This window comes from Arthrospira sp. PCC 8006 (assembly GCF_046480465.1).
Classification (GTDB): domain Bacteria; phylum Cyanobacteriota; class Cyanobacteriia; order Cyanobacteriales; family Microcoleaceae; genus Limnospira; species Limnospira platensis.
Genome location: NZ_PKGG01000066.1, coordinates 1 through 24,889 on the forward strand (window position 1 = coordinate 1; position 24,889 = coordinate 24,889).

Consider the following 24,889-nt stretch of genomic DNA (forward strand, 5'->3'; position numbering starts at 1 on the left):
GACCGCGAAAACTAAGAGTGTTATGACGAAAACGAGTTAATGACTACGTGTGTATATAGCTCCGAAAGTTGAGGTCATAAAGCAGGGGGTYGTAGCCCTGTTCCCACTGACAAAGGGGTATCCACATCAGGAGCCGTATGAGATGAAAGTCTCAAGTACGGTTTTGAAGTGGAGTTGGGGAAGGTGACTTCCCTTTCGACCATAACGAAATGCTCTTACCGTGAACCATGACTACCTACTGTCAAAAATTCATTGTCCAAGCAACCTAAAAAGAGACCTGAAGCAATGGCTCAAAGCAGGTGTGCTAGATAACGGTGTATTTGAGGATACAGAAGCAGGGACACCCCAAGGAGGGGTAATAAGTCCAATACTCGCCAACATCGCACTGTTGGGTATGATTAGGTTAATTGAAAAACTGTATCCCAAGAAAACAGACAATCGCCCGTATGCGAGAGTCATAAGATACGCCGATGATTTCGTGGTAATTTCAAAAGAACTAGGAATCATTGAACAGTGCAAAACTGCTATTTCTGAATGGCTAAAACCTGTAGGACTAGAAATAAAACCTGAAAAGACTCGAATCTGTCATACACTCAAAACTATTGAGTATGACGGTAAAACAGAGAATCCAGGGTTCGACTTTCTAGGATTCAATATCAGGCAATATCCAGCAGGAAAATACAAATCTGGGAAAACAGGCGGAAAAACAAGCMGATTAATCGGACATAAAACCCACATAAAACCCAGCCATAAAGCAGTTAAAGCCCATATAGAAGTGATAAAAGGTGTAATCAAACAACATAGAACAGCACCTCAATCAGCCTTGATTAGTAAACTAAACCCGATTATTCGGGGATGGTCAAATTATTATTCAGCGGTAGTCTCAACAGAGACCTTCAATAAGCTAAACAAAACAGTTTGGCAAATGTTACGGGCATGGACAGCATCAAGATGCGGAAGGGCAAGTTACGAAAAACTAAGTAATTATTTCAGACATGGAACAATTAAACTTAGCAATGGGAAAGAAAGACACGAAAATTGGCTGTTCCCAACCAAAGATGGGTTACATCTATTCAAACACAATTGGACTCCAATTGTTAGACATACCCTAATACGCCCTGACGCAACACCATACGACGGAAATTGGACTTACTGGGCAACCAGGAAAGGACAAGCAATCGACACGCCAATTAGGGTAGCAAAACTACTCAAAAAACAAAAAGGTAGATGTACCTGGTGTGGGCAATTCTTTACCCCATCAGATTTAATTGAAATAGACCACATTGTACCTAGAAGCCAAGGCGGAAAGAATGACTACAAGAATCTTCAATTATTACACCGCCATTGTCACGACGATAAAACAGCTCTTGATGAAGAGATGATGCTGTACTCTTAACAAGGAGACGGTCAAACTAGGAGCCGTATGAGGTGAAAGTCTCATGTACGGTTTTGAATGGGAGGGGTAGACCGTGAGGTCTATCTCGACCCCTAATAAATTAAGTTTTGTCGCCTAGGTAACAAAAATCAATGCACAAGGATTATTATGGGCTACTGATATCAACCCTCAGTTTCCGTCACCGTTGGAAGTGGCAGATTATCCTGCCCTACGGTGGCCATCTAACTTCCAATAACGACTACTCCACTCCAGAAGAGGCACTACTTGGGGGCAAGTCCTGGATTGATAGCGAAACAGCATTTAATGCCCTAAATAGCTGTTTAGCACAGTTTTACAGTTCAGGCTTGATTAATCCTCCTGAATATCAGAACTTGATGGATTCTTTGCGGGGTATTACCCAAAGGTGCTAATGGCCTTGCCAGTTTCCTGATTCAGTTTTTATAGTTAATTGTTAATTGATGCTCCCACTACAATATAATTCAATAACTACTCAGGTAGTGTGGGCATCCGGTTTGGGCTGGTATTATGATCAACTTTCATAGTTTTCTGGTAGATTGAAATCATGGAAAGGGAGGCCACAGTCATGATATCTTTGAGAAAGAAACTACACCGTTTAATAGAAGGAATATCAGACGAAGACCTCACCACTGCCTGGGAGTTTCTTACCCCCCTCTATGAGGATGCTTTCATGGTAAAAGCCATTGATGATGCCCATCAAAAATTAAGACCAGGAGATGCCTTAACCAGAGAAGAAGCCCTACAAGTGCTGTATTTTGATTATGGGCGTGTCCCCCTAGCCTCCCATGGCTTCAATCCCGATATAGAAAGCATTTGATATTGGTTATGTCGTGAATGTTGAAGTTCGTTATGCACGCTCTTTTTTACAAGACTTAACTGCCTTAGACACTGATGCCTATTGGCGAGTTTATCAAATCGTTTTCGTCAAGTTTCCCCAAATTAATCGCTTACAAGAATTGCCCGAATTTCGCGCGGTGGGTTCCACTGGCATTTTTTATCGATTCACGGTCGATCGCTATTTAATCGGCCTAGAGATGACGGGCCAAATAGTCAAGTTTATGAGAATTCTGCCTAAACCCCATGTTTAATGTTTGACCAAAGATGGGAGTTTCAAGCCCCGTCCTAGAAGGACATAGCAACACAGGCTTACGGTATACGGATAAGATAGGCACGGGGCGAGACGACCCTAAACGGACTCAGAGGGGTTGTCAGACTACTTAGGTATCAAAACCCAGCATTGAAGACCACGGCTAAAGCAGCGGTGAGTATGTCAAAACTGTTGTAGAATATCTCCTGATAGATAAGGCTCTATCAATCAATTGCGGAAGGGTAAAAGCCGTTAAACCCTCATAGATGTTCTCGACTGGCAACTTGTACATAGCGGGGAAACAGTGATTATGGATGCCATCACACTCTGGCAAAGATACCAAGACTGGCTGTACTACCACGAAGAAATAGGACTGTACCTCGATATCAGTCGAATTAGGTTTGATCAGGCTTTTCTGGAAGCCATGAAGCCCAAATTTGACGGGGCATTTCGAGATATGGAAGCCCTCGAAGGTGGGGCGATCGCTAATCCAGATGAACAGCGAATGGTAGGCCATTATTGGCTGCGAAACCCGGAGTTAGCGCCTACTCCCCAAATCAAACAGCAAATTATCGACACAGTTAACAAAATAGAAACCTTTGTCGCTAAAGTCCATAAGGGTGAGATTAAACCCCCCCAAGCCGAAAAATTTACAGATTTACTCTCCATTGGTATTGGAGGATCAGCCCTAGGACCACAATTTGTGGCTGATGCTTTAGCCCCAGACTACCCACTGATCAACATCCACTTTATCGATAATAGTGACCCCGATGGCATAGATCGGATTCTGCAACGACTAGGCGATCGCCTAAAGAGTACCCTAATCTTAGTAATTTCCAAATCCGGCGGCACCCCAGAACCCCGTAACGGCATGATGGAAGTTAAACAAGCATTACTCAACCAAAACCTCCACTTTCGCGATCAAGCGATCGCCACTACCCAAATCGGTAGTAAACTCTACCAAGAAGCCACCAGCCAAGGATGGTTAGAAACCTTCCCCATGGAAGACTGGATCGGTGGTCGCACCTCCGAAATGTCAGCCGTAGGACTACTTCCGGCCGCCCTACAAGGCATAGATATTCATGCCCTACTCCAAGGGGCAAAAACCATGGATATCGCCACCCGCCAACCCGATATCAAAACCAACCCCGCCGCCCTGCTGGCCCTATCTTGGTATGCCGTCGGAGGTGGCCGTGGTCAAAAAGATATGGTAATTCTCCCCTACAAGGACAGACTCATACTCTTGAGCCGTTATCTGCAACAATTAGTCATGGAATCCTTGGGAAAAGAAAAAGACCTAGAGGGAAACATCGTCAACCAAGGTATCTCCGTCTACGGTAACAAAGGTTCCACAGACCAACACGCCTACGTCCAACAGCTTCGAGATGGGGTTCCTAACTTCTTCGCCACCTTTATCGAAGTCCTACGCGATCGCCAAAAACCATCCCCAGAAATAGAACCCGGAGTCACCGCCGGAGACTATCTCTCAGGCTTCCTACAAGGCACACGAGAGGCTCTGTACGACAACCAACGAGACTCCATTACCGTAACTATTACCGAAGTAAATCCGTACACCGTAGGCGCTCTGGTCGCTCTCTATGAACGTGCTGTCAGTTTATACGCCTCCCTAGTCAACATCAACGCCTATCACCAACCCGGAGTCGAAGCCGGGAAAAAAGCCGCCGCCCAAGTCCTAGAGTTACAACATCAAGGTTTACAAGTCCTACGCGGCCATAGCCAAGGTATTTCTATATCCGACTTAGCCGCGAAAATAGATGCCCAGGAACAGGTAGAAACCCTATATAAAATCCTGCGTCACCTAGCAGCCAATGACCGAGGAGTAGAATTGAGCGGAGACCCCAGTAAACCCGCCCAACTGATCGCCAAATGGCGCTAAACTGGCTCCCTAAGCCCCCTAATCCATAATTCCCATTCACCCGGTCTTTCTCCCCCCACAGATCGGGTCACTTTTTATTGGTATAGCATAGGAGAGGAGCATTCGACTCCCTAAATCAACCAGACATAATTAGGAGTGAAAACGAGTGGCTGAGAACCTGTACATTGCTACCATTGAACCCGGAAGTGGCAAATCCCTGGTCGTACTCGGAATCATAGAATTGCTTTCCAAACGAATTCAAAAATTGGGCTTTTTCCGTCCCATTATCCGTAGTCGCACCACTCCTGACAGAGATATCCAATTAGTTCGCAGCCGCCTACACCAAGCCTTACCCTATGAATCTTACTATGCTCTCACCCACGAAGAAGCTCAAAATTTGATTGCTGAGGGTCGCTATGATGAAGTGATTAAGCAAGTCATCGAAAAATATAAAGCCGTTGAGCAAGATTGTGATTTTGTTGTCTGCGAGGGCACTGATTTTACTGATATTGCTTCCGCCTTCGAGTTTGATTTTAACGTCCGATTTGCCAATCACCTAGGTTGTCCCATTTTGATTGTCGCCAGCGGTAGCGGTAAAACTCCCAATCAATTAATGAGTGCCGTATTAGCCGAACGAGAAGCCTTTATTGAGGAAGGTTGCACGATCGCCGCTACCGTAGTTAACCGCGTCGATAACCACAATGTTCCCGCAATTATCGAACAGGTGAAAACCCTCTGGAAATTTCCAGATCCCCTATTTGTCATTCCAGAAGAACCCATTTTAGCTAAACCCACAGTCGCCGAAATTGCCCAGAAACTCGGCGGTAAACAAATCTATGGCGCATCGGACGATCGCCTTAACCGCGAGGTTTTTGATTTGCGCGTCGCCGCCATGCAAGTTCCCAATTTCCTCAAATACCTCCAAGAAGGTAGCTTAATTATTACCCCAGGCGATCGATCTGATATTATTCTCGCCTGTCTCGCCGCAGCCACTTCTGAGAACTATCCTAATGTTGCCGGAATTATCCTTAGTGGCGGTCTTGCACTACCAACCACCATCCAAACCCTCATTGATGGATGTCGTAATTGGACAGTTCCCATTATTACAGTTAATACTGATACCTACGAAACCGCCATGAATGTAGACCGGGTACATGGTGCGATTACCCCGGACAACGATCGCAAAATTGCCTCAGCTTTGGGGTTATTTGAAACTCATGTCAACTTGGCTCAAATTGAGGAGCGCATACAGCTTTCTCGTCCCTCCCGTATGACTCCCATCATGTTTGAGTATCAATTGATTCAAAGGGCTAAAGCTAATCGACAGCATATTGTTCTACCCGAAGGACGCGAAGATCGGATTTTACAGGCCGCTGAGATTTTGTGGCGGCGGGGAGTCGCAGATATTACCTTATTAGGTTCCGAACCAGAAATTCGCGGACGTATTGCCGCTCTCGGTTTGAATTTATCCCAAGTCCAGATTATTGATCCAGCCAGTTCTCCATGGTATGAAGACTATGCCGAAACCTATTTTAATCTCCGTAAACATAAGGGTATTGCTAAAGACGGAGCCTATGATGTCATGCTCGATGTTAGCTATTTTGGCACCATGATGGTTTATAAGGGGCACGCTGATGGTATGGTGTCAGGAGCAGTCCACACCACCGGTCACACGATCCGCCCCGCTTTGGAGTTTATTCGCACCAGTCCCGGCACTTCTATTGTCTCTAGTGTCTTTTTAATGGCGTTGGAAGATCGGATTTTGGTTTATGGCGACTGTGCCGTAAATCCTAATCCTAATCCTCAACAATTGGCTGATATTGCTATCAGTTCCGCTTTGACTGCTCAAATGTTTGGCATTGAACCTAGGGTGGCTATGTTGTCTTATTCTACTGGAGAATCGGGACAGGGTGAGGATGTCGAAAAGGTTAAGCAAGCTACTTCGATCGCCCGTCAACTGCGCCCCGACTTGAAAATTGAAGGCCCGATCCAGTATGATGCTGCTATTGATGAGACTGTCGCTAAAACTAAGCTACCTGATAGTCAGGTGGCTGGTCGTGCCACCGTTTTTATTTTTCCTGATTTGAATACGGGAAATAATACTTACAAGGCTGTACAGCGATCGGCTAATGCTGTGGCGATCGGACCAATTTTGCAGGGATTGAAAAAACCCGTTAATGATTTGAGTCGCGGTTGCACCGTCACCGATATTGTTAATACAGTAGCAATTACTGCTATTCAAGCGAATCTAGGCACACATTGTCACTCCCATTAATTCCATAAACACCGGACATTGTAGCATCTCAGATAGAATATTATTAATGGGTGAAACCCCATAATGGTGAGCTGTGCCGCTTTCACCAACTCTACTCTGATGTTTACTTTCTCAATGGCTTTGACCATGAATATACATACATTAACCAAAGACCTCCCTCGTCGAATAGTCCTCAGTTACGCTGCTATTGGCACGGTCTGGATACTGATTTCTGATCAGGCTATAGAAACTTTGATTGGTAATTATAGCCAGTTCACTTATCTGGCTACATTCAAAGGCTTAATATTTATCGCCATTACCAGCCTTCTATTATATAAACTCATTAACAATTATGAGCGATCGCTAATAGAAATAAGCCATAAAAACGCATCCACAAAAACCATACAATACCTGATTATTTTAAACAAAATTAATGAATATATAACCCTGCAAAAACAACTGAAAAATGCCATGCAATATGACTCCCTCACTAAACTACCCTTGCGGTCTATATTGTTGGAAAAGTTAGAGTATTTATTTAAGGCATCTGATATGCATCATCAATTTGCAGTTATTCACCTAGATGTTGTTCACTTTAAATCTATTAAATATACCCTAGGATATGAATTTTCAGAACAGCTATTAATCGCTATTACTAACCGCCTGACTACCTATCTTCCTGATGCTGTCATGATTGCTAGAGTCGGTATGGCTGATGAGTTTATAATTCTCTTGGAACAAATAGGAGACTTGGCATCAGCTCATAAAATTCTCAATTATATTAGTAATCTGTTTATCCAACCATTTCATTTAGAAGAACACGAAATATTTAAACAGGTCAAAATGGGCTTGGCTTTTAGTTATGACTGTGGTGGTAATCCCGAACAACTCTTACAAGCCGCAGAATTAGCTGTTCATCAATGTCGCCGTTCTCCCAATACTGGTTATACCATATTTAATCCCGAATTTAAAGCCTATGCTAGTCGTCAGCTAGAGTTAGATAATCAAATGCGACGAGATTTTAATGAGCGCCATTTTCAGCTTTATTATCAACCCATTTTTAGTGCTGATACCTTGGAAATAGTCGGGTTTGAATCCCTGATTAGGTGGTATCATAACTCTCAGCTTATTTCTAACTTAGAATTTATCCCTTTGGCGGAAGAAACCGGCTTTATCATTCCTTTGGGAATGTGGGTATTTGGTCAGGCTTGCTGGCAATTTCAACAGTGGCGATCGCAATTTTCCCAGGTCAAATCAATGTTTGTTAACATTAATGTTTCCGTAGTACAACTCATGCAGCCTAATTTATTAAGCCAAATTGATCATATCTTAGCAGTAACTGAAATTCCCCCCCAACAAATTCAACTCGAAATTACCGAAACCGCCTTAATGAATAATGCCGAAGATATTGCCGACATCTTAAAAGACATCAAATCTCGGAAAATTAACCTCTGTATAGATGATTTTGGCACTGGTTATTCATCTTTAAGTTACCTCCAAAATTTCCCCTTTGATACTATCAAGGTTGACAAATCATTTATTACTGATATAGAATGCGACCAGAAAAGTGTGGAGATTGTCCGAACTATTGCCTTGATGGCTAATTCATTAGATATCAACTTAGTAGCCGAAGGGGTCGAAACTCCAGGTCAACTCAGACAACTACAAAACCTCAAATATCAAACAGTCCAAGGATATCTACTCGCTAAACCCATGTCCGTAGACGCTGTCGAAGAATATCTGCAACGCCAACACCATAATTGTTGTTCAGAAGCAGGTTAGAAGTTCTCCCCTCACCAACCATCAAAAACTATGTATAATTAAGCCATGACAAAACTTGAGTTTAGGAAAAATTTATGGCCAAAGCAATTTGGAATGGGGTCGTTATTGCCGAAAGCGATAATTGTGAAGTAGTCGAAGGTAATCAATATTTCCCCCCGGACTCCATTAAACAAGAATACTTCCGAAATAGCGACACCCACACCACCTGTGGCTGGAAAGGCGTTGCTAGTTACTATACCCTAGAGGTGGAAGGCGAACTTAACAAAGATGCTGCTTGGTACTATCCTAGCCCTAAACCAGCAGCCCAAAATATTGAAGGTTATATTGCCTTCTGGAGAGGTGTAAAAGTCGAGGTCTAACTACCTCCGACTACCTGTTCATCAGATAACCAAGCCTCTCCCGCCTGTTGTAGGGCATCAATGACCGGCTTGATATTTCGTCCCCTAGGTGTTAAAGAATATTCTACCCTAGGGGGTATTTCTGGATAAACCTTTCTTTCTATCATACCATACTTTTCTAATTCCCTCAACCGAATTGTCAGGGTTTTCGTACTAATCGGAAGTGCTTCCTGTAGTTCATGAGTGCGGCGGTTATCTATCAAAAGTTCCCGCAAAATTAAAAAAGACCACTTACTACTAATTCTATCCAATATATATTCTATAGGACAAGGCTGTTCGGTCTCAGTAGAGTTTTCCGAACCCCTTGACATTGGGCCTGCTTGGGGGGTTTCGCAATGTTTTGTAACTTTCATTTTAACAAATTTTAAGATTTACTTTAGTGGTTCCAAACCGCCACAGCAGCTTTAAACTTTTTTAATAACCGGCTGTAACTCCAGTATAGCATTAATTTGGTACTTTAGGTAACTAAGGTAAGTTTAGTAACCTATATTGTAATTTTTATAGAAAGTAATACTCTATAAACAGAGGGAAAAAAACCCTCTGTGACGAAAAAAATCTCAGCCTGTAGATCGACAGTCAGACCAAAATTAACTAAGTCTAAATGCTGAGTTTTGGAGCAATAAGGTTTCCCATACCTGTTGCCAGATAGTCTGTTTACATGAAAATCAGAGTATCAGTAATACTGACACCTCTGAAAGTGTAAAAAGATGTGGCTGTACTCTCTACCAGACTGTTATTCAAGTTTGGAGGAATTTCATAATGGTTGAAAATAAAGAAAAAGCATTCGTACTGTGGTTTGAGGAAGTAGGAATTGCCGATGTTCCATTAGTAGGTGGAAAAAACGCATCCCTAGGGGAGATGATTCAACAGCTAGGCTCGAAAGGGGTTAGCGTTCCCACGGGATTTGCTACCACAGCCTACGCTTATCGCTACTTTGTGGAAAAAGCGGGCTTAGAAGTCAAACTACGCGAACTGTTCTCGGATCTAGATGTGGAAGATATGCCGAACCTGCGGCAGCGGGGTAAGCAGGCTCGCGCTTTGATCCTAGATACTCCCTTCCCTCCAGAACTTGAAGAAGAAATTGTTAAGTATTACAGGAAACTGTGTGAACGTTACGCGACTTCAGCAGAATTCTGTGAGAAGTTCGATTCAGATTATAAAGAAGAATGCAAACGCTATGCCAGTGATGTTGACGTAGCGGTGCGGTCTAGTGCTACAGCAGAAGATTTACCTGATGCGAGTTTTGCAGGTCAGCAAGAAACATACTTGAATGTTTATGGGGAAGATACGGTTTTAAAATCTTGCCATAAGTGTTTTGCTTCCATCTTTACAGATCGGGCGATTTCCTACCGGACAATTAAAGGCTTTGATCACTTCGATGTTGCCTTGTCGGTGGGTGTACAAAGAATGGTTAGGTCTGACCTAGCCTCTTCGGGTGTCATGTTCTCCATTGACACAGAAACAGGCTTTAAGAATGCTGCCCTAGTGACGGCTGCCTATGGTTTAGGCGAAAACGTGGTACAAGGTGCAGTTAACCCTGATGAATACTTTGTATTCAAGCCTACTCTGAAACAAGGATTCCGTCCTATCCTAGAGAAACGCTTGGGAACAAAAGAACTCAAGATGGTTTACGACATTGGTGGCACGAAACTCACCAAAAACGTAAGCGTCCCAGTTTCCGAACGCGAGAAGTTCTGTATTACAGATGATGAAATCCTGAAGCTGGCTGAATGGGCGGTTATCATCGAAAATCACTACTCAACAGTTCGTGGGTGCTATACACCTATGGATATTGAGTGGGCGAAAGATGGTATCACAGGTGAACTGTTCATCGTCCAAGCACGTCCAGAAACGGTACAATCCCAAAAATCCGGCAGCGTCCTGCGGTCTTACAAACTCAATGGCACCAGCAACGTGCTGTCTCGCGGTCGTGCAGTTGGTGAAATGATCGGTCAGGGTAAAGCACGGGTGATTATGGATGTACACCGGATTGATGATTTTCAACCGGGAGAAGTGTTAGTTACCAACAAGACTGACCCTGACTGGGAACCGATTATGAAGCGTTCCAGTGCTATTGTTACTAACGCTGGCGGTCGGACTTGTCACGCGGCGATTATTGCTCGTGAAATGGGTATTCCGGCGATCGTTGGTTGCGGAGATGCTACCCAAGCGGTCAAGACCGGACAAGAAATTACGGTTTCCTGTTCGGAAGGGGAAGAAGGACGGGTGTATGAAGGGTTAGTACCTTTTGATGTGAACGAAACTGTTCTGGACAACTTACCCAAGACCCGCACTAAAATTCTGATGAATGTGGGGAACCCCGAAGAGGCCTTCGGTTTGGCATCTATTCCCTGCGATGGTGTAGGTTTGGCTCGTCTTGAGTTTATTATCGCTAATCATATTAAGGCTCACCCCTTGGCGCTACTCAAGTATGACCAACTCGAAGATGAATCAGTTAAGCGGGAAATTAGCGAACTGACCAAACTCTATGACCACAAGCCGGACTTCTTTGTTGATAAACTGGCTCATGGTATTGGCACGATCGCAGCGGCTTTCTATCCGAACCCAGTGATTGTGCGGATGTCGGACTTCAAGAGTAACGAATACGCGAACCTGTTAGGTGGTCGTCAGTTTGAACCGAAAGAAGAAAACCCGATGATCGGCTGGCGGGGTGCATCCCGTTACTACGACCCCAACTACCGGGAAGCCTACGGTCTGGAATGTGTGGCTCTGAAACGGGTGCGCGACGAAATGGGTCTGACGAATGTGGTGCCGATGATTCCCTTCTGTCGGACTCCTGATGAAGGCCGGAAGGTCTTGGCTGAAATGGAGAAATATGGCCTGAAACGGGGCGAAAATGGCCTCCAGGTTTATGTGATGTGCGAATTGCCGAGTAATGTCATCTTTGCTGATGAGTTCGCTCAAGTGTTCGATGGCTTCTCCATCGGATCGAATGACTTGACTCAGTTAACTCTAGGCTTAGACCGTGACTCCGCACTGGTGGCTCATATCTTTGACGAACGCAACGAAGCGGTACGTCGGATGGTTACGATCGCCATTAAAGCAGCTAAGAAATATAATCGCAAGATTGGTATTTGTGGTCAAGCGCCTAGTGACTATCCCGAATTTGCTCGGTTCTTAGTTGAGTTGGGTATTGACTCGATGAGTTTGAACCCCGACTCTGTGATTAAGACCATCCTGGACATTGGCAAGATGGAAGAGTCTGGCGTTTTGGTTGATGATATCATGGAAGTCGCTCAGGCTAAATAAAGTTCCGTTTAGGATACTAAGTAACTTCTGAGTTCTAATTGAAAACTGCTCTGGTGAAAGCCGGGGCAGTTTTTTTCTTCCATAGGTTGACAAATAATTATAAACCGTGATATTATATCACGGGTATTTTTAGCTGAATTTAAGCGAGATTTGACCCAGATCGGTGAGAGAAAAATTAAACGCAGGTAAAGGAGTTAAATCACTCCTAGGGGTGATGTTAAGGCTGTTTGTGGTGATCGGTTTAGCGATCGCCTGGATTTTACTAACAGCGACCCCTGCTTGATGTACGGAAAAGTCAACCTTAGCCAGAAAGATTATGCACTTGAACTGGGAACACATAATTCCGCAAGCGCCGCCACCCCCAGGGGAAATCATCGAAGCATTAGAAGCTACCACGACCACCCGGGAATTTTATCAGGAAGTCGAATATCGTGAAGATTTCGATCGCTATTGCCAGTGGTATTATGAAACAGCCGATCGCCACCGTCAAGAGATGCAGAAAATGCTAGGTGATTTTAACCTGCTGGGGTGGTTTTGGCGGGGTCGCCACTAAAGCCGCCGGGGTGAGGGACCCAAGAAACGGTGAACTGATGTCTCTTTGTCCCCAATAATTCCCCAGATGGTTTCTAACTGTCCTCAATCACTTCTAACTCCTCCTCTCTGAAGTGAACCTTAAACTTGGGGTTAAACTGTACTATAACAGGCAGATTAGGGGTAATAGTTCTACCATTCCAGTCTGTTAGGATGGATACAATTTCCCCCTCCAATCCCTTAGCATCAGAAGGTTGATTGCGGTGTTCGGGATTGACATAGATAATAACAGACTCTTTGACGCGAACACGATCGCCGACTTTCATAAATTCCCACTCATGTATTTCGGTAAAAATGCCTACAGAAGTGGCTGCGATAGTTGTGCTACCACCCAGCGACACTCACTAGAACAGACAGTTTTTTATCTTGACATGAAATAGGCAAATATCAAACTCCCGCCTGTGAACATCACAGTTAGCGATCGGCTGAAATCTTGGATAATTGGGGATTTCGGGGAATTTTCAGAGATGGTAGTGGGGGGGTGAGCAGACCACTTAGGCAGCTTGACATTTTACCAGAAAAGTGGATCAATCCGCATGGAGATTATGGGAGCAGATTTTAAGATACAATTGGGCAGGTGTTTTGTGAAAATTGGGGAAATTCATGGAATCATATTCACTACCAACGGAAGTAATTTTAACCGAGCCGCGTAAGTCCCTAGGAAATGTCTGCTTTGATTGGACTCCCCAACCTGGCCATTATTTGGTTTTAGAGGGTCAAACCTATGCAGTTTTGGAACGCCGACACCGTTATCATTTAAAATCAGGTCGTTACCGCCTCAGCAAAATTGCTCTATATGTACAGTCTGCTGAGGAACCCCAGGAGAGGAGTTTAGTCAATGGACATTGGGTAATAGGGGATGCTAGTTGTCGGTTTAATGCGCGATCGGAATTATTTCGCTGTGCGGTAAATCCCCAGGGACCCTGCGATCAWTGTCGCTTTTATGAGTCCCTCGAAGAAACACCCCCCGGATAACCACAGCCCAATCAGAAGAAGGGGTGGTTAAAAAGGGAGACTATCGAGCAAATAAATTCATATCTGCTTCATATTCCTGTGTGGAGATTAAACGCCATTTTTGGTCTTCCATCAACTCTAAAACTTGGTGATGGTATCGCAGTAAACTCATCCGATGTCCGACACTAACGTAGGTAGTTTTCATCTGGTTGAGTTTTTGATAAAGCAACTCCTCATTTTTCATATCAAGGGCGCTAGTGGCTTCATCAAGGATAGCATAGCGAGGTTGAGTGAGCAACAGACGACCAAAGGCGAGGCGTTGCTGTTCTCCGAGGGAGAGAATATTAGCCCAATCCAATTCTATATCAAAGCTACCAACGCGATCGCTTAAATCACCCAGATTAACGAGTTTCAAAACGGATTCTAATTCGGTGTCGTCGATGCTGATATGGGAGTTAGGATAGAGTAATTGTTCTCGCAAGGTTCCCAGGATCATATAAGGACGTTGGGGGAGAAATAACATTTCACTAAGTGGCGGACGGACTAGCACCCCAGTTCCCGATCGCCACAAACCAGCGATCGCCCGTAATAGGGAACTTTTCCCGACACCACTTTGACCAACAATTAATAAACCCTGACCTGGTGCTAACTCTAGGGATAAATCCCGCACCAATTTTTTCTGATAATTCGGAGTTTCTAAGGTGAGATTTTTCACCTCCAAAGGAGAGTCAACCTTGAGGTCAATTTGAGGTTGACCAGTGGGGGTGCGATCGCCAACTTCCAAGACTTCCGAGAACCCAGTCAAACGATTAATACCGGCCGCAAATCTACTCAATGGTTCAATTTGACTAACCACAATCGAAAAAGCGCTTAATACTTGAGAAAAGGCAAAACCCGCCTGGGTAATATCTCCAAATCTGACCTGTTCAGAAAAATAAAGAGGAGCCATAATCAGAGAGGGTAAAATAATCACAATATAGCGATAGCCAGTCGTGAAATAATCAACATTTCGCTGCCACCCAATGAGCAGATTAAAATTGTGAAAGGCTTGGAAAAAGCGTTTTTTGACCTGCTGAGATTCGCGGTCTTCTCCCTGATAGAAGGCGATAGATTCGGCATTGTCGCGGACATGAACTAAACCATAACGGAAATTTGCCTCTAGTTTAAGCTGATTAAAATTCAGAGTAATTAAGCGGCGACCTAATAACACCGTGACCCCTGTACCAAATAGGGCATAAACCAACAGGAACAGCGACAATTGTTTGGAAATAGACCAGAGAATCCCGGTGAAGGAAATTACATCAATTACTGCGCCCAAAATAATCAGTAAAAATCGGAGGCTAGTAATCGTAAAAGCTCGAATATCTTCAGAGATACGTTGGTCAGGGTTATCTATATCTTTATTGGAGTCTATTTCATAGTAGGAGCGATTGTTAAAATAATTATCCAGAAACCGATTAGTTAACCATTTTCTCCAATAGTTCCCGAGGCGATCGCGGGTGTAACCATAGAGAACCACGATGGGAGTACCCACCACAAATACACCAGCATAAACAAACAGAAACCGCCAAAATTCCTCCTCATTTCTCTCGGAGAGAGCGGTCATGAAAAAGTTTCCCACATAGCTAATAATGACATTTAAGCCACTAACAGCCAGAGAAATAAATAGCAGGATACTCAAAAAAGCCCAAGGTTTCCAGCGAGTCAAACACTGACGGCGATAGAAGTAGAATACCATGGCTGGTACAACCAGCATCAAAGCGACTACTATAATATAGGGAGAATTAATCACCCCTTGTATAGTTTCCAATAAGCCGGGAGCGATGCGATTAAAAAAATCAGGAAACAGCAATTGACTAGCAAAAGTCACCGCTGAGACCAACACAAAAGCCACCCCAAACAAGAACACCAGCAGCAGAAACATCAGCAACAAAAACACCCTGCCACTACCAGGTCCTAGGGGGTAAAAAAACGGTTGTGCGATGGTGAGAAATCGTCTCCAAAGTTGACTATCAAATCGATTCATCTGTTAATGCTAGACCAATTATTGAACTTGACAGGGATACACCGGGAGCCATACCCAGATTAGGTAAGAAGGTCAAAGCACAATCGAGGGAACTGAGGTTTAACCTATAGATGATAATGACCAAAAGTCAATCTACAAGGTTTCTGAGTTGAACGCTAAAAGTTTATAACAAAAACCGGGAATTGCTCTATAAACACAGACCAATAATTTTACCTAAACTTGCAATAGAGAAAGTTAATCCCGCTGGTACTATTATCCTGAATGGTTAGGTTGAGCAAATAATCGGAGATCTATTTCCCCCGGTCATTGTAAACTATAAATTGATTGTTCAAAATTGTCGAAGGAGTATTAACCCAATCATGTCTAACACCTATAGGGTGGAGATTCACCACGAGGGCCAAATTCATCAGATTGATGTGCCGTCGGATAAGTATATCCTGCAAGTAGCGGAAGAAGCGGGGTTTAGTTTACCAAATTCCTGCAATGCTGGAGTTTGTACCACCTGTGCTGCTAAAATCCTAGAAGGAGAAGTTGATCAGAGTGAGGGAATGGGGTTGAGTCCAGATCTGCAAGCACAAGGCTATGTATTGCTGTGTATAGCCCATCCTCGCTCAGATTTGAAGGTGGAAACCGGAAAGGAAGAAGAAGTCTATCAGCGCCAATTTGGTGCAAGTTCATAGAATTTTTGTATTTACGAGAAATGACTACCCACTTTATTACTGCTGAAATCGATTTAACTGAATCCCCAAAGGCTTTACAAGAGGCGATCGCCACCGAATTAGAAAATCGGGGCCAGCCCCTGCGGTGGGCGATTACCAAAGTAGATACTAACCGCCCAATCGCCCATGTAGAAGCAGTTGTCACCACAGGCGACCATCCCGGTCAGCCACAATAGACAATCATGGCTCGCCCCTTTACCGTGGTAATGATAGTCCCTACCGGAGTAGGGGCCGATTTGGGTGGCTATGCAGGGGATGCCTTACCCATTGCTCGATCGCTATCTGGAGTCTGTGACACCTTAATCACCCATCCCAACGTCCTCAACGGCGCTCAGTTGTACTGGTCTATACCCAATGCTCTCTATGTGGAAGGATATGCCCTAGACCAAATGGCGGCGGGGTGTTGGGGACTCCAGCCGGTCCACAGCAACCGGGTGGGACTATTACTCGATCGCGGTATGGAACCAGAATTGCAACTGCGACACCTACAGGCTGCAGATGGCGCTAGAGCGACTCTGGGCATCAATATGACTGATTATGTCATTACCGATGCTCCCCTCAACGTAGAGCTAAGAATAGCCCCCTCTGGTGCTTCTTGGGGAACCATTGGCAACCCAGATAGTTTACTGCGGGGGGCACAAAAGTTGATTGAGCAAGCCGGAGCCGAGGCGATCGCTGTAGTGGCCAGATTTCCAGATGATCAAGGCAGTGTGGCTCTCACCCAGTATCGACAGGGACAGGGTGTTGATCCTCTCGCCGGAGCCGAAGCCATTATTAGCCATCTCATTGTCCGACATTTTCGCATCCCCTGCGCCCACGCTCCCGCCCTCCTACCCTTACCCCTTGACCCCCATTTATCACCCCGATCAGCCGCCGAGGAAATAGGCTATACATTCCTTCCCTGTGTATTAGCCGGGTTGAGTCGTGCCCCCCAATATGTCCAGTCTCCTTTGACAGCACCTGATAGCATCTGGGCCCATCAAGTTGATGCAGTAGTAGTTCCAGAAACCGCCTGTGGTGGTAGTGCTATCCTCAGTTTTGCCAATACCCCCACACGGATTATCACCGTAGCCGAAAATGGCACCACTATGGCAACTCCCCCAGAGGCGATCGGTATTAAGACTGTCCCGGTAAAATCCTATTTAGAGGCGATCGGAGTTTTGGTAACATGGCAACAGGGAGTTAATCATCAAGCCCTCAGACCCCATCTAACAACTCTCAATCGACTGCACACCCCTTAACAGAACCATACTCCAGCCCTAATATCGTGGAAAAAATTCCCAATCAGCCAGAATTTGAATCCTTTACCCGCACCCAAATTTTAATCGCTATGGGGGGGACCGCCCTATTTTTGCTAGTCATTGCTAAAGTCGTGTCTTTCTTTGGTGATTTTTATATCTTACCTGTCGAAATAACCGCTTTAGGGATAATTCAAGGATTAGCGATCGGTGTAGGAATTACTGGCGCTAGTGCAATTCTCTATCGTCTTTGGCCAGCTTATAGTCGCAGTGCCGATATTTATTTAAAACTAATTCTCACCCCCTTAATCTGGCCTGATTTAATTTGGTTGGGATTGCTTCCCGGTCTCAGTGAAGAGTTACTATTTCGGGGTGTTATTTTCGCCGCCATTGGACTTAATCCCCTCGGTTTAGTCGTTTCTAGCATCTGTTTTGGTTTACTCCATTTCAGCGGATCCCAACAGTGGCCTTACATTATTTGGGCTACCCTAGTCGGAGTAATTTTAGGCTATAGTGCCTTAGTTACAGGCAACCTAGTCGTGCCCATTATGGCTCATATTTTTACTAATTTTATATCCGGTTGTCTCTGGAAGTTTAAATATATCGGCAGTTCCCATACCTAAAACATTCATCAACCCCCTAATCATAATCAATCTCTGTTCCTCCAGCCACCCGGTCAGCATAAATATCTCAGCGGTGGACATATACAAGTTATTTATGCGATAATCTCCCTAGGGTCACGTCAATAAGCACATCAGTCTTAACCAAATCACAGGAATATGAGTAATCTTACCCATTCATCCCCTGATAACAACCAATCTTTCACGGAGTTAGATATTCCCCTGGAACGAGATATTTTTCTCCGTACCTTAATCAGAGAACTCGCTGGGACACTGGAAAACGTTGTCGGCTTAGAAGAAGCATCCGGTTTTATCAGCGTTGTCGGTCAGTCAATGGGTAGAGCCATTGATCACCATTATAAATCAGCCCTGCAACTTTCTCGACTCTCCCGTTCACAAGTCGCTCAAGTTTTGGTGGACCTCAAGCGACGCATTAACGGCGATTTTTATGTCATCGAAGAAGACGACGAAAAAATAGTTTTTGGAAATAGAGCTTGTCCTTTTGGAGATAAGGTCTTAAATCGTCCTTCTATGTGTATGATGACCTCTAATGTATTTGGCTCAATTGCCGCTGATAATCTCGGTTATGCCAAAGTAGAATTACAGGAAACTATTGCTCAAGGTCATTCAGGCTGTCGAGTAGTTGTTTATCTTCAACCCACCGAAGATGCCGAAGATGCCGAAGGTAGGGAGTATTTTAGAATCTAAAACATTATGACACCTGAGCAGTTTTTAGAGGTGGCTCGTGTCTTGCCAGAGCCGTTAATTTTGGCTACAGTTAACGGTGAGATTTTAATGGCAAATCGTCCATTTACAAAAATTCTGAATTGTCGCAGTAAAGATTTACAGGGTAAGAATTTATTAGAACTTGTTGATAACCCCCCTGATCAAGTTCTTGAATATTTGAAAACTTGCGCCAGATCTCGTCAATTATCCTTGGGTTCATTAACCTTTATCCTCCCTAATAATGACCCTTTAACTTATCGTGCCGAGGGAGCCATAATTCAACCAGCTTCCCATGAATCTCCGGCTTTGATTTTACTGCGTTTAGAAAATCGTTCAGCCGCCAATTTAGATTTTACAGTCTTAAATGAAAAAATTGATCAACTCAGCCAAGAAATTCACAATCGGAAACAAGTTGAAGCCGCATTAGTCCTCAAAAACCAGGAATTAGAAGAGGCATTTCGTCAATTAAAAAATACTCAACTTCAGTTAATACAAACCGAAAAAATGTCGAGTCTCGGTCAATTAGTAGCCGGACTCGCTCATGAAATTAATAACCCGGTTACTTTTATTGATGGCAATTTAGCTCATGCTGAAGAATATATTGAGACTTTATTGCAGCTAGTGCAGATGTATCAAACAGCATATCCAGAATCATCCCCGACAATTGAACAATTTAAAGAAGAAATAGATCTGGATTTTCTGGTAGAGGATTTAGATAATTTGTTAGATTCCATGCGTACAGGTACTCAACGGATTTTAAAGATTGTTAAATCCCTACGCAATTTCTCCCGGTTGGATGAGTCGGGGTGCAAAGCGGTGGATATTCACGAAGGTATTGAAAGCACCTTAGTGATTTTACGAAATCGGTTAGAAACTCCCTTAAAATCTGGTAAAATAGAGGTGATACGAGACTATGGCAACTTACCTTTAATAGAATGTTATCCAGGTAAACTTAATCAGGTATTTATGAACTTGATTAGTAATGCGATCGATGCTTTAGTAGAATCCGACCAAAAACCACCCCCAGACCGCAACTCCCCACATTCTAGCCAAATTATAATTTCTACCCAACTCATTGATCACAAGTCTATTAGGATTTCCATTAAAGATAATGGCTCAGGAATTTGTGACCAAGTTTGTCCTCACATTTTTAACCCGTTTTTTACGACTAAACCTGTCGGGAAAGGTACGGGATTAGGGTTATCAATTAGTTATCAAATTATCACCCAACTGCATCAAGGTCAATTGATTTGTCGGTCAACCCCCCACCAAGGAACAGAATTGGGAGTGGAGATTCCTATTCATCAAACACCCCCTAAAAGTGGCGGGTCAAACCCAAAGGCTGTAGTTGAGGGTGACATTTTGGATACGGCTTAAAAAACCTAGGTGGTGCTGGTGCGTCAGAATATATCCATCTGGGTGGGTTTTGATATGGTCGCTTCTGACGCTACGGGAATGTAGGCTTAAATGTTGCCGTAGACGGGAATAGCAGCACCGCGTAGGTCTTTGGCGGCTTCTGAAGCTAAGAAGCAGATCACCTCTCCTAAAGATTGGGGTGTTACCCATTGGTGAGCGTTATCACTACCCATGGCTTCGCGGTTGCTGGGGGTGTCAATGACGCTGGGAAGCACACAGTTGGCGGTGATATTGGTGTTTTTGGTTTCATCTGCGATCGCTTTAGTTAAAGCCACTACCGCCGCCTTAGAAGCACAGTAAGCCGCTAATTGTCCGGCTGGGTCTATAGCGCCACGACTCCCTACCGTCACGATTCTACCGTAGTTATTTTCTCGCATTTTCCCTAGGCTGTGCTTGCATACAAGGAATGTGGTATTTAAGTTAAGGTCTATGTCTTGTTTCCAGCTATCATAGCTATATTCGTGGGTAGCCCCCATGGAGAAACCCCCCACTAGATGAATCAGAACATCAACCCGACCCATATCATTAATCAGTTTACTAACCGCGTTTTCGTCCGTGAGATCGACCGCCACAAACCGAATTTGCTCAAAGTCCGTGGCCGAAAGGATACCTTTAAGGCGATCGACTTCTGCTTCACTGCGATAGGGTATCGTGACCTTAGCTTTTTGGTTAAGCACTAGGGGGGTCACTCCTAAACCTAGTCCCCCAGTTCCGCCAGTGATTAGTACCTGTTTATTATTCATCTGGATAATTGATAATCGGCTTTCAATTAACTTTAATGGTTTTCTGGTTGCAGATCTAGGCTCATACAAATCTTGGCGGTGGCTAAAAACCCCATCCTAGGGCAGGGAAAATTTACCATAGACCTCTGATTATACTATATATGGCAGCACGGTTTACCATTGTTATAGGATACGTCAAGTTAGGAGATTTGTCAAGAGGAATTATGATAAATGTGTAATAATTATTAATTGTTAATGGCGGGGGCGCGCCTCCCCTGTAAATTCTGAATTACTCACGACTTTATGAATAAAGCCGCCCGGTGCTACAGATTAGCAGCTTGCCAATCTGGGTAGGTGAGATTATACGAACAGCACTGGAGCATGAAAACCTTGTCTCAAGAGAGCAAGGATGAAAGGCGACACGGGTACTTTAGTGCCCGTCAGCCCAAGACCTGATCAACTCTCGAACAACATCGCTGTTTGACTTGACACGCTTACTAGATAAATGCTACACGGATTGTAGTGGTGCGAGGTAACCAACCACTTAAAAAACCTTGTTGCCTCAAGGCGTACACTGAACCTTGACCATTGAATCTATGCGGTTTTGCTGCATTGTTCTAGCTTCCTCCAGGCAGCAGGTAAAAGATTCACAGGAACTAGACAAATCAGTTTTTGAAGTATATTTGCTTCAATCTAAACAGGATTGGCAGAAATGCAACTACGGTAGGGCATACCGAAAGTAACGCTTGGGGAGAGTCCCACCTCTGGGCTAGACGACGCAAGGAATCTAGTTTAAGTGGTCTCGGTGATCCAAGAATCCCCGTCTCTTCAGAGCGGGGAGTGTCAACAGGCGAAATTGCCGCAAAATCTCAGCAGTAAAAATCGCCTCAATTCATTGAGGGGGATACCCAGATGATTGAGTCATCGAATGATATAAATCCTGTAACCGATGATAGGGAATTAATCTCGGTAGGAGAACAACTGCTAACAGTACAGATTTCAACGCCACCAGAGTTCAGCCAGACCTGGCTACTGGAAACCAGTTATGGAACTGGTGGCAATGCCCTCACCACCGGCCTTGATGGGTCTATTTATATAACAGGTTCTACTAGAGAGGACCTGAATGGAGAAATCAATCAGAGTGGTACTGATAGCTTTATTGTCAAATATGAACCCGATGGGACTCTGGTATGGACAAGACTGTTGGGAGGCAATTATTCTAGATCTTATGGCAATGCCCTCACCACCGGCCTTGATGGGTCTATTTATATGGCGGGTTGGACTCGGAGTGACCAGATTGTAGAAATTCCTCGACGTGCTTGCTAGTAACAAAAAACTTCCTCAAACCTACACACAAACCCAAAACCTTGTACTATGCAAACCACCACAATAACCGGAGTTAAAGTGCCAAAATATGTTACACCCAGCGTTGCCACCTGGCGAAGATGGGAAAAACTCGGCGCAATTAAAGCCGTTCGTACCGTTGGCAACCAACGCAGATACATCATCGAAGAAGCCGAGAAACAAAAGATTAGGGGTCGAGATAAACCTCACGGTCTACCCCTCCCATTCAAAACCGTACTTGAGACTTTCACCTCATACGGCTCCTAGTTTGACCGTCTCCTTGTTAAGAGTACAGCATCATCTCTTCATCAAGAGCTGTTTTATCGTCGTGACAATGGCGATGTAATAATTGAAGATTCTTGTAGTCATCCTTTCCGCCTTGGCTTCTAGGTACAATGTGGTCTATTTCAATTAAATCTGATGGGGTAAAGAATTGCCCACACCAGGTACATCTACCTTTTTGCTTTTTGAGTAGTTTTGCTACCCTATTTGGCGTATCGATTGCTCGTCCTTTCCTGGTTGCCCAGTAGGTCCAATTTCCGTCRTAWRGTGTTGCGTCAGGGCGTATTAAGGTATGTCTGACAATTGGAGTCCAGTTGTGTTTGAATAGATGTAACCCATCTTTGGTTTGGAACATCCAATTTTCGTGTCTTTCTTTCCCATTGCTAAGTTTAACTGTTCCATTTCTGAAGTAATTCCTTAGCTTTTCATGGCTTGCCTTTCCGCATCTTGACACTGTCCATGCCCGTATCATTTGCCAAACTATGTTGTCTAGTTTGTTGAATGTCTCGGTTGAGACTACCGCTGAATAATAGTTTCACCATCCTCGGATAATCGGGTTTAGTCTGCTAATCAGGGCTGACTGAGGTGCTGTTTTATGTTGTTMTATTACACCTTTAATCACTTCTGTATGGGCAACTGCTTTTTTANCTGGGTTTAATATGGGTTTTGTGACCGATTAATCGGCTTCCTCTTCCCCATGTTTTCCCAGATTTATATTTTCCTACCGGATATTGCCTGATATTGAATCATAGAAAATTAAACCCCGGTTCCTCAATCTTGCCGTTATACTCAATAGGATTGAGTGTGTGACAAATTCGAGTTTTTTCTGGTTTAATTTCTAGTCCTACAGGTTCTAACCATTCAGAAATTGCAGTTTGGCACTGTTCGATGATTTTTAAGTCTTTTGAGATGACCACAAAATCATCGGCATATCTTATAAGGTTCACCTGGGTGGTTGTTCCTTTATTGGGATACATTTCTTTAACTAACCTTTCCATTCCCAACAGTGCGATGTTGGCGAGTATTGGACTTATTACCCCTCCCTGGGGTGTCCCTGCTTCTGTATCCTCAAATACACCGTTATCTAGCACACCYGCTTTGAGCCATTGTTTCAGGTCTCTTTTTAGGCWGCTTGGACAATGAGTTTTGGACAGTAGGTAATCATGGTTCACGGTAAGAGCATTTTGTTAGGGGTCGAGATAAACTTCACAGCCTACCCCTCCCATTCCAAACCGTGCTCGCGAGTTTCCCAGCACACGGCTCCTGATGTAGATACCCCTTTTGTCACTGGGAACAGGGTTACAACCCCCTGCTTTATGACCTCAACTTTCAAAGCTATATGCTTGCGTTAGTCTTTCAACTCGCTGCCATTAAACTCTTACTTATCGCGGTCTCTATATCCACACCGTGATTAGTGGGCATATCCTAACCATTACAGTTAGGCATTAGCTTTCAATCACATCCTTTCCCCTTAAAGGCATACGCTTACACTTTTCACTACTCCACGGGTACATCCCGCCACTTGAGAGCCAATGAGGGGTTTAAACGTTCCATCTATGCGGGCATTCCATCTTTAGATTTGTCCTATCCACCGGGGTACTTTTAAAGGTCTGTGTAGGTAGTTATAGCAGCCTCCTACTTTTTTTCCCTCGCCCTTTTGAGCGCAGCGTATCAACCTATTTCGCTACTGACGCATTACAATGGTTCAAGCCGGACATTCGGTTTCCCTAATCATGGATGGTTGGCAGTGCTCGAGTGAGAGGTAGGTTCCTCTATTACGCCTTCCGTTCCCCGCTTCAACCCGTTGAGTGTGAATCCTCAAATTGGGGGTGGCTACCGCCGTTACTCTCAACCTTACGTTATACTCAAGGGGTTCACAACTTCCCTCTTTTTTTTCGCTCAGTCTTGACCTTGAGTCTCTCTGCCTTATCTGGTTGTCGAAGCCAGATGTTGAGACACATAGATAGTTATGGGATGGTCAGGGGTGCGAATCCCTTATATTCCACCAAGGGGTGGAAGTCCCACTAGGAGGTTATTTCAGGCATTGCAGCCCTATTTCACTCCTAAACGTCTCGCACGCTATATGTTAGGGGTCGAGAATGGAGTCACCACCATCCCCTCCCATTCAGAACCATCCGTGAAAGTTTCCCTTAATACGGCTCCTGATGTG

The 24,889-nt window shown here is 44.3% G+C and carries 23 protein-coding genes and 1 pseudogene; 19 read left to right on the forward strand and 5 right to left on the reverse strand.

Annotated features, from left to right (window positions below; genetic code table 11):
• The first annotated feature begins 220 nt into the window (after positions 1-220).
• The 8 genes from B9T16_RS12000 (at position 221) to B9T16_RS12035 (ending at position 8,772) form a co-directional block, all read left to right on the forward strand.
• Positions 221-1,396 (forward strand): group II intron reverse transcriptase, encoded by a 1,176-nt coding sequence (locus B9T16_RS12000; RefSeq protein WP_410244863.1) that lies wholly within the window; start codon positions 221-223, stop codon positions 1,394-1,396.
• Positions 1,397-1,527: 131 nt separating this feature from the next.
• Positions 1,528-1,806, forward strand: a complete 279-nt coding sequence (locus tag B9T16_RS12005) for a hypothetical protein (RefSeq protein WP_014277368.1) — start codon at positions 1,528-1,530, stop codon at positions 1,804-1,806.
• Between the two features lie 173 nt (positions 1,807-1,979).
• The gene (locus tag B9T16_RS12010) at positions 1,980-2,231 is read left to right on the forward strand and encodes a hypothetical protein (RefSeq protein WP_410244864.1); all 252 of its coding nucleotides are present in this window, start codon (positions 1,980-1,982) and stop codon (positions 2,229-2,231) included.
• A 13-nt stretch (positions 2,232-2,244) separates the two neighbouring features.
• Positions 2,245-2,502, forward strand: a complete 258-nt coding sequence (locus B9T16_RS12015; RefSeq protein ID WP_006618635.1) for a hypothetical protein — start codon at positions 2,245-2,247, stop codon at positions 2,500-2,502.
• Positions 2,503-2,811: 309 nt separating this feature from the next.
• Positions 2,812-4,398: a glucose-6-phosphate isomerase gene (locus B9T16_RS12020; protein ID WP_006618634.1), complete on the forward strand. Its 1,587-nt coding sequence runs from the start codon at positions 2,812-2,814 to the stop codon at positions 4,396-4,398.
• Between the two features lie 145 nt (positions 4,399-4,543).
• Positions 4,544-6,652, forward strand: a complete 2,109-nt coding sequence (gene pta / locus B9T16_RS12025) for a phosphate acetyltransferase (RefSeq protein ID WP_410244865.1) — start codon at positions 4,544-4,546, stop codon at positions 6,650-6,652.
• Between the two features lie 99 nt (positions 6,653-6,751).
• Positions 6,752-8,413: a putative bifunctional diguanylate cyclase/phosphodiesterase gene (locus B9T16_RS12030; RefSeq protein ID WP_410244866.1), complete on the forward strand. Its 1,662-nt coding sequence runs from the start codon at positions 6,752-6,754 to the stop codon at positions 8,411-8,413.
• Positions 8,414-8,487: 74 nt separating this feature from the next.
• Positions 8,488-8,772: a DUF427 domain-containing protein gene (locus B9T16_RS12035; protein ID WP_410244867.1), complete on the forward strand. Its 285-nt coding sequence runs from the start codon at positions 8,488-8,490 to the stop codon at positions 8,770-8,772.
• Here B9T16_RS12035 and B9T16_RS12040 read toward each other — a convergent pair.
• The gene (locus B9T16_RS12040) at positions 8,769-9,164 is read right to left on the reverse strand and encodes a winged helix-turn-helix transcriptional regulator (RefSeq protein WP_410244868.1); all 396 of its coding nucleotides are present in this window, start codon (positions 9,162-9,164) and stop codon (positions 8,769-8,771) included. The two genes, B9T16_RS12035 and B9T16_RS12040, sit on opposite strands and share 4 nt — an antisense overlap.
• A gap of 406 nt (positions 9,165-9,570) precedes the next feature.
• On the opposite strand from B9T16_RS12040, the gene ppsA reads away from it, so the two are divergent.
• Both ppsA and B9T16_RS12050 read left to right on the forward strand, forming a co-directional pair.
• The gene (gene ppsA, locus B9T16_RS12045; RefSeq protein ID WP_410244869.1) at positions 9,571-12,081 is read left to right on the forward strand and encodes a phosphoenolpyruvate synthase; all 2,511 of its coding nucleotides are present in this window, start codon (positions 9,571-9,573) and stop codon (positions 12,079-12,081) included.
• Positions 12,082-12,397: 316 nt separating this feature from the next.
• A complete protein-coding gene (locus B9T16_RS12050) occupies positions 12,398-12,634 on the forward strand; it encodes a hypothetical protein (protein WP_006618627.1) in 237 nt (78 codons plus the stop codon).
• A 73-nt stretch (positions 12,635-12,707) separates the two neighbouring features.
• Here the strand turns inward: B9T16_RS12050 and B9T16_RS12055 are convergent, their stop codons facing one another.
• A complete protein-coding gene (locus B9T16_RS12055; protein WP_035737889.1) occupies positions 12,708-13,013 on the reverse strand; it encodes a ferredoxin-thioredoxin reductase variable chain in 306 nt (101 codons plus the stop codon).
• Positions 13,014-13,275: 262 nt separating this feature from the next.
• On the opposite strand from B9T16_RS12055, the gene B9T16_RS12060 reads away from it, so the two are divergent.
• Positions 13,276-13,647 (forward strand): DUF6464 family protein, encoded by a 372-nt coding sequence (locus tag B9T16_RS12060; RefSeq protein ID WP_410244870.1) that lies wholly within the window; start codon positions 13,276-13,278, stop codon positions 13,645-13,647.
• A gap of 40 nt (positions 13,648-13,687) precedes the next feature.
• Here B9T16_RS12060 and B9T16_RS12065 read toward each other — a convergent pair whose 3' ends face one another.
• On the reverse strand, positions 13,688-15,652 hold the full coding sequence (locus tag B9T16_RS12065; protein ID WP_410244871.1) for an ABC transporter ATP-binding protein/permease: 1,965 nt from the start codon (positions 15,650-15,652) through the stop codon (positions 13,688-13,690).
• Between the two features lie 359 nt (positions 15,653-16,011).
• Here B9T16_RS12065 and B9T16_RS12070 point away from each other — a divergent pair, with 359 nt between their 5' ends.
• From B9T16_RS12070 to B9T16_RS12095, 6 genes are all read left to right on the forward strand, one after another.
• A complete protein-coding gene (locus B9T16_RS12070) occupies positions 16,012-16,332 on the forward strand; it encodes a 2Fe-2S iron-sulfur cluster-binding protein (protein ID WP_006618623.1) in 321 nt (106 codons plus the stop codon).
• Positions 16,333-16,352: 20 nt separating this feature from the next.
• Entirely contained in the window at positions 16,353-16,547 is a 195-nt protein-coding gene (locus B9T16_RS12075; RefSeq protein ID WP_410244872.1) for a hypothetical protein, read from the forward strand.
• Between the two features lie 6 nt (positions 16,548-16,553).
• Complete coding sequence (locus B9T16_RS12080; protein WP_006618621.1) at positions 16,554-17,612, forward strand: DUF3326 domain-containing protein; 1,059 nt, start codon at positions 16,554-16,556, stop codon at positions 17,610-17,612.
• 26 nt (positions 17,613-17,638) lie between these two features.
• Complete coding sequence (locus B9T16_RS12085) at positions 17,639-18,232, forward strand: CPBP family intramembrane glutamic endopeptidase (protein WP_006618620.1); 594 nt, start codon at positions 17,639-17,641, stop codon at positions 18,230-18,232.
• A 156-nt stretch (positions 18,233-18,388) separates the two neighbouring features.
• Positions 18,389-18,937 carry a methanogen output domain 1-containing protein gene (locus B9T16_RS12090; RefSeq protein ID WP_006618619.1) on the forward strand — a complete coding sequence of 183 codons (549 nt, stop codon included), beginning with the start codon at positions 18,389-18,391 and terminating at the stop codon, positions 18,935-18,937.
• Positions 18,938-18,943: 6 nt separating this feature from the next.
• Positions 18,944-20,332 (forward strand): ATP-binding protein, encoded by a 1,389-nt coding sequence (locus tag B9T16_RS12095; protein ID WP_006618618.1) that lies wholly within the window; start codon positions 18,944-18,946, stop codon positions 20,330-20,332.
• Positions 20,333-20,418: 86 nt separating this feature from the next.
• Here the strand turns inward: B9T16_RS12095 and fabG are convergent, their stop codons facing one another.
• A complete protein-coding gene (gene fabG, locus B9T16_RS12100; protein ID WP_006618617.1) occupies positions 20,419-21,114 on the reverse strand; it encodes a 3-oxoacyl-ACP reductase FabG in 696 nt (231 codons plus the stop codon).
• Positions 21,115-22,005: 891 nt separating this feature from the next.
• On the opposite strand from fabG, the gene B9T16_RS12105 reads away from it, so the two are divergent.
• Both B9T16_RS12105 and B9T16_RS12110 read left to right on the forward strand, forming a co-directional pair.
• Complete coding sequence (locus B9T16_RS12105; protein WP_014277373.1) at positions 22,006-22,419, forward strand: SBBP repeat-containing protein; 414 nt, start codon at positions 22,006-22,008, stop codon at positions 22,417-22,419.
• A 48-nt stretch (positions 22,420-22,467) separates the two neighbouring features.
• Positions 22,468-22,704, forward strand: a complete 237-nt coding sequence (locus B9T16_RS12110) for a hypothetical protein (RefSeq protein WP_043468741.1) — start codon at positions 22,468-22,470, stop codon at positions 22,702-22,704.
• A 16-nt stretch (positions 22,705-22,720) separates the two neighbouring features.
• Here the strand turns inward: B9T16_RS12110 and B9T16_RS12115 are convergent.
• Positions 22,721-23,891: pseudogene (locus tag B9T16_RS12115) on the reverse strand (group II intron reverse transcriptase).
• Positions 23,892-24,889 lie beyond the last annotated feature (998 nt).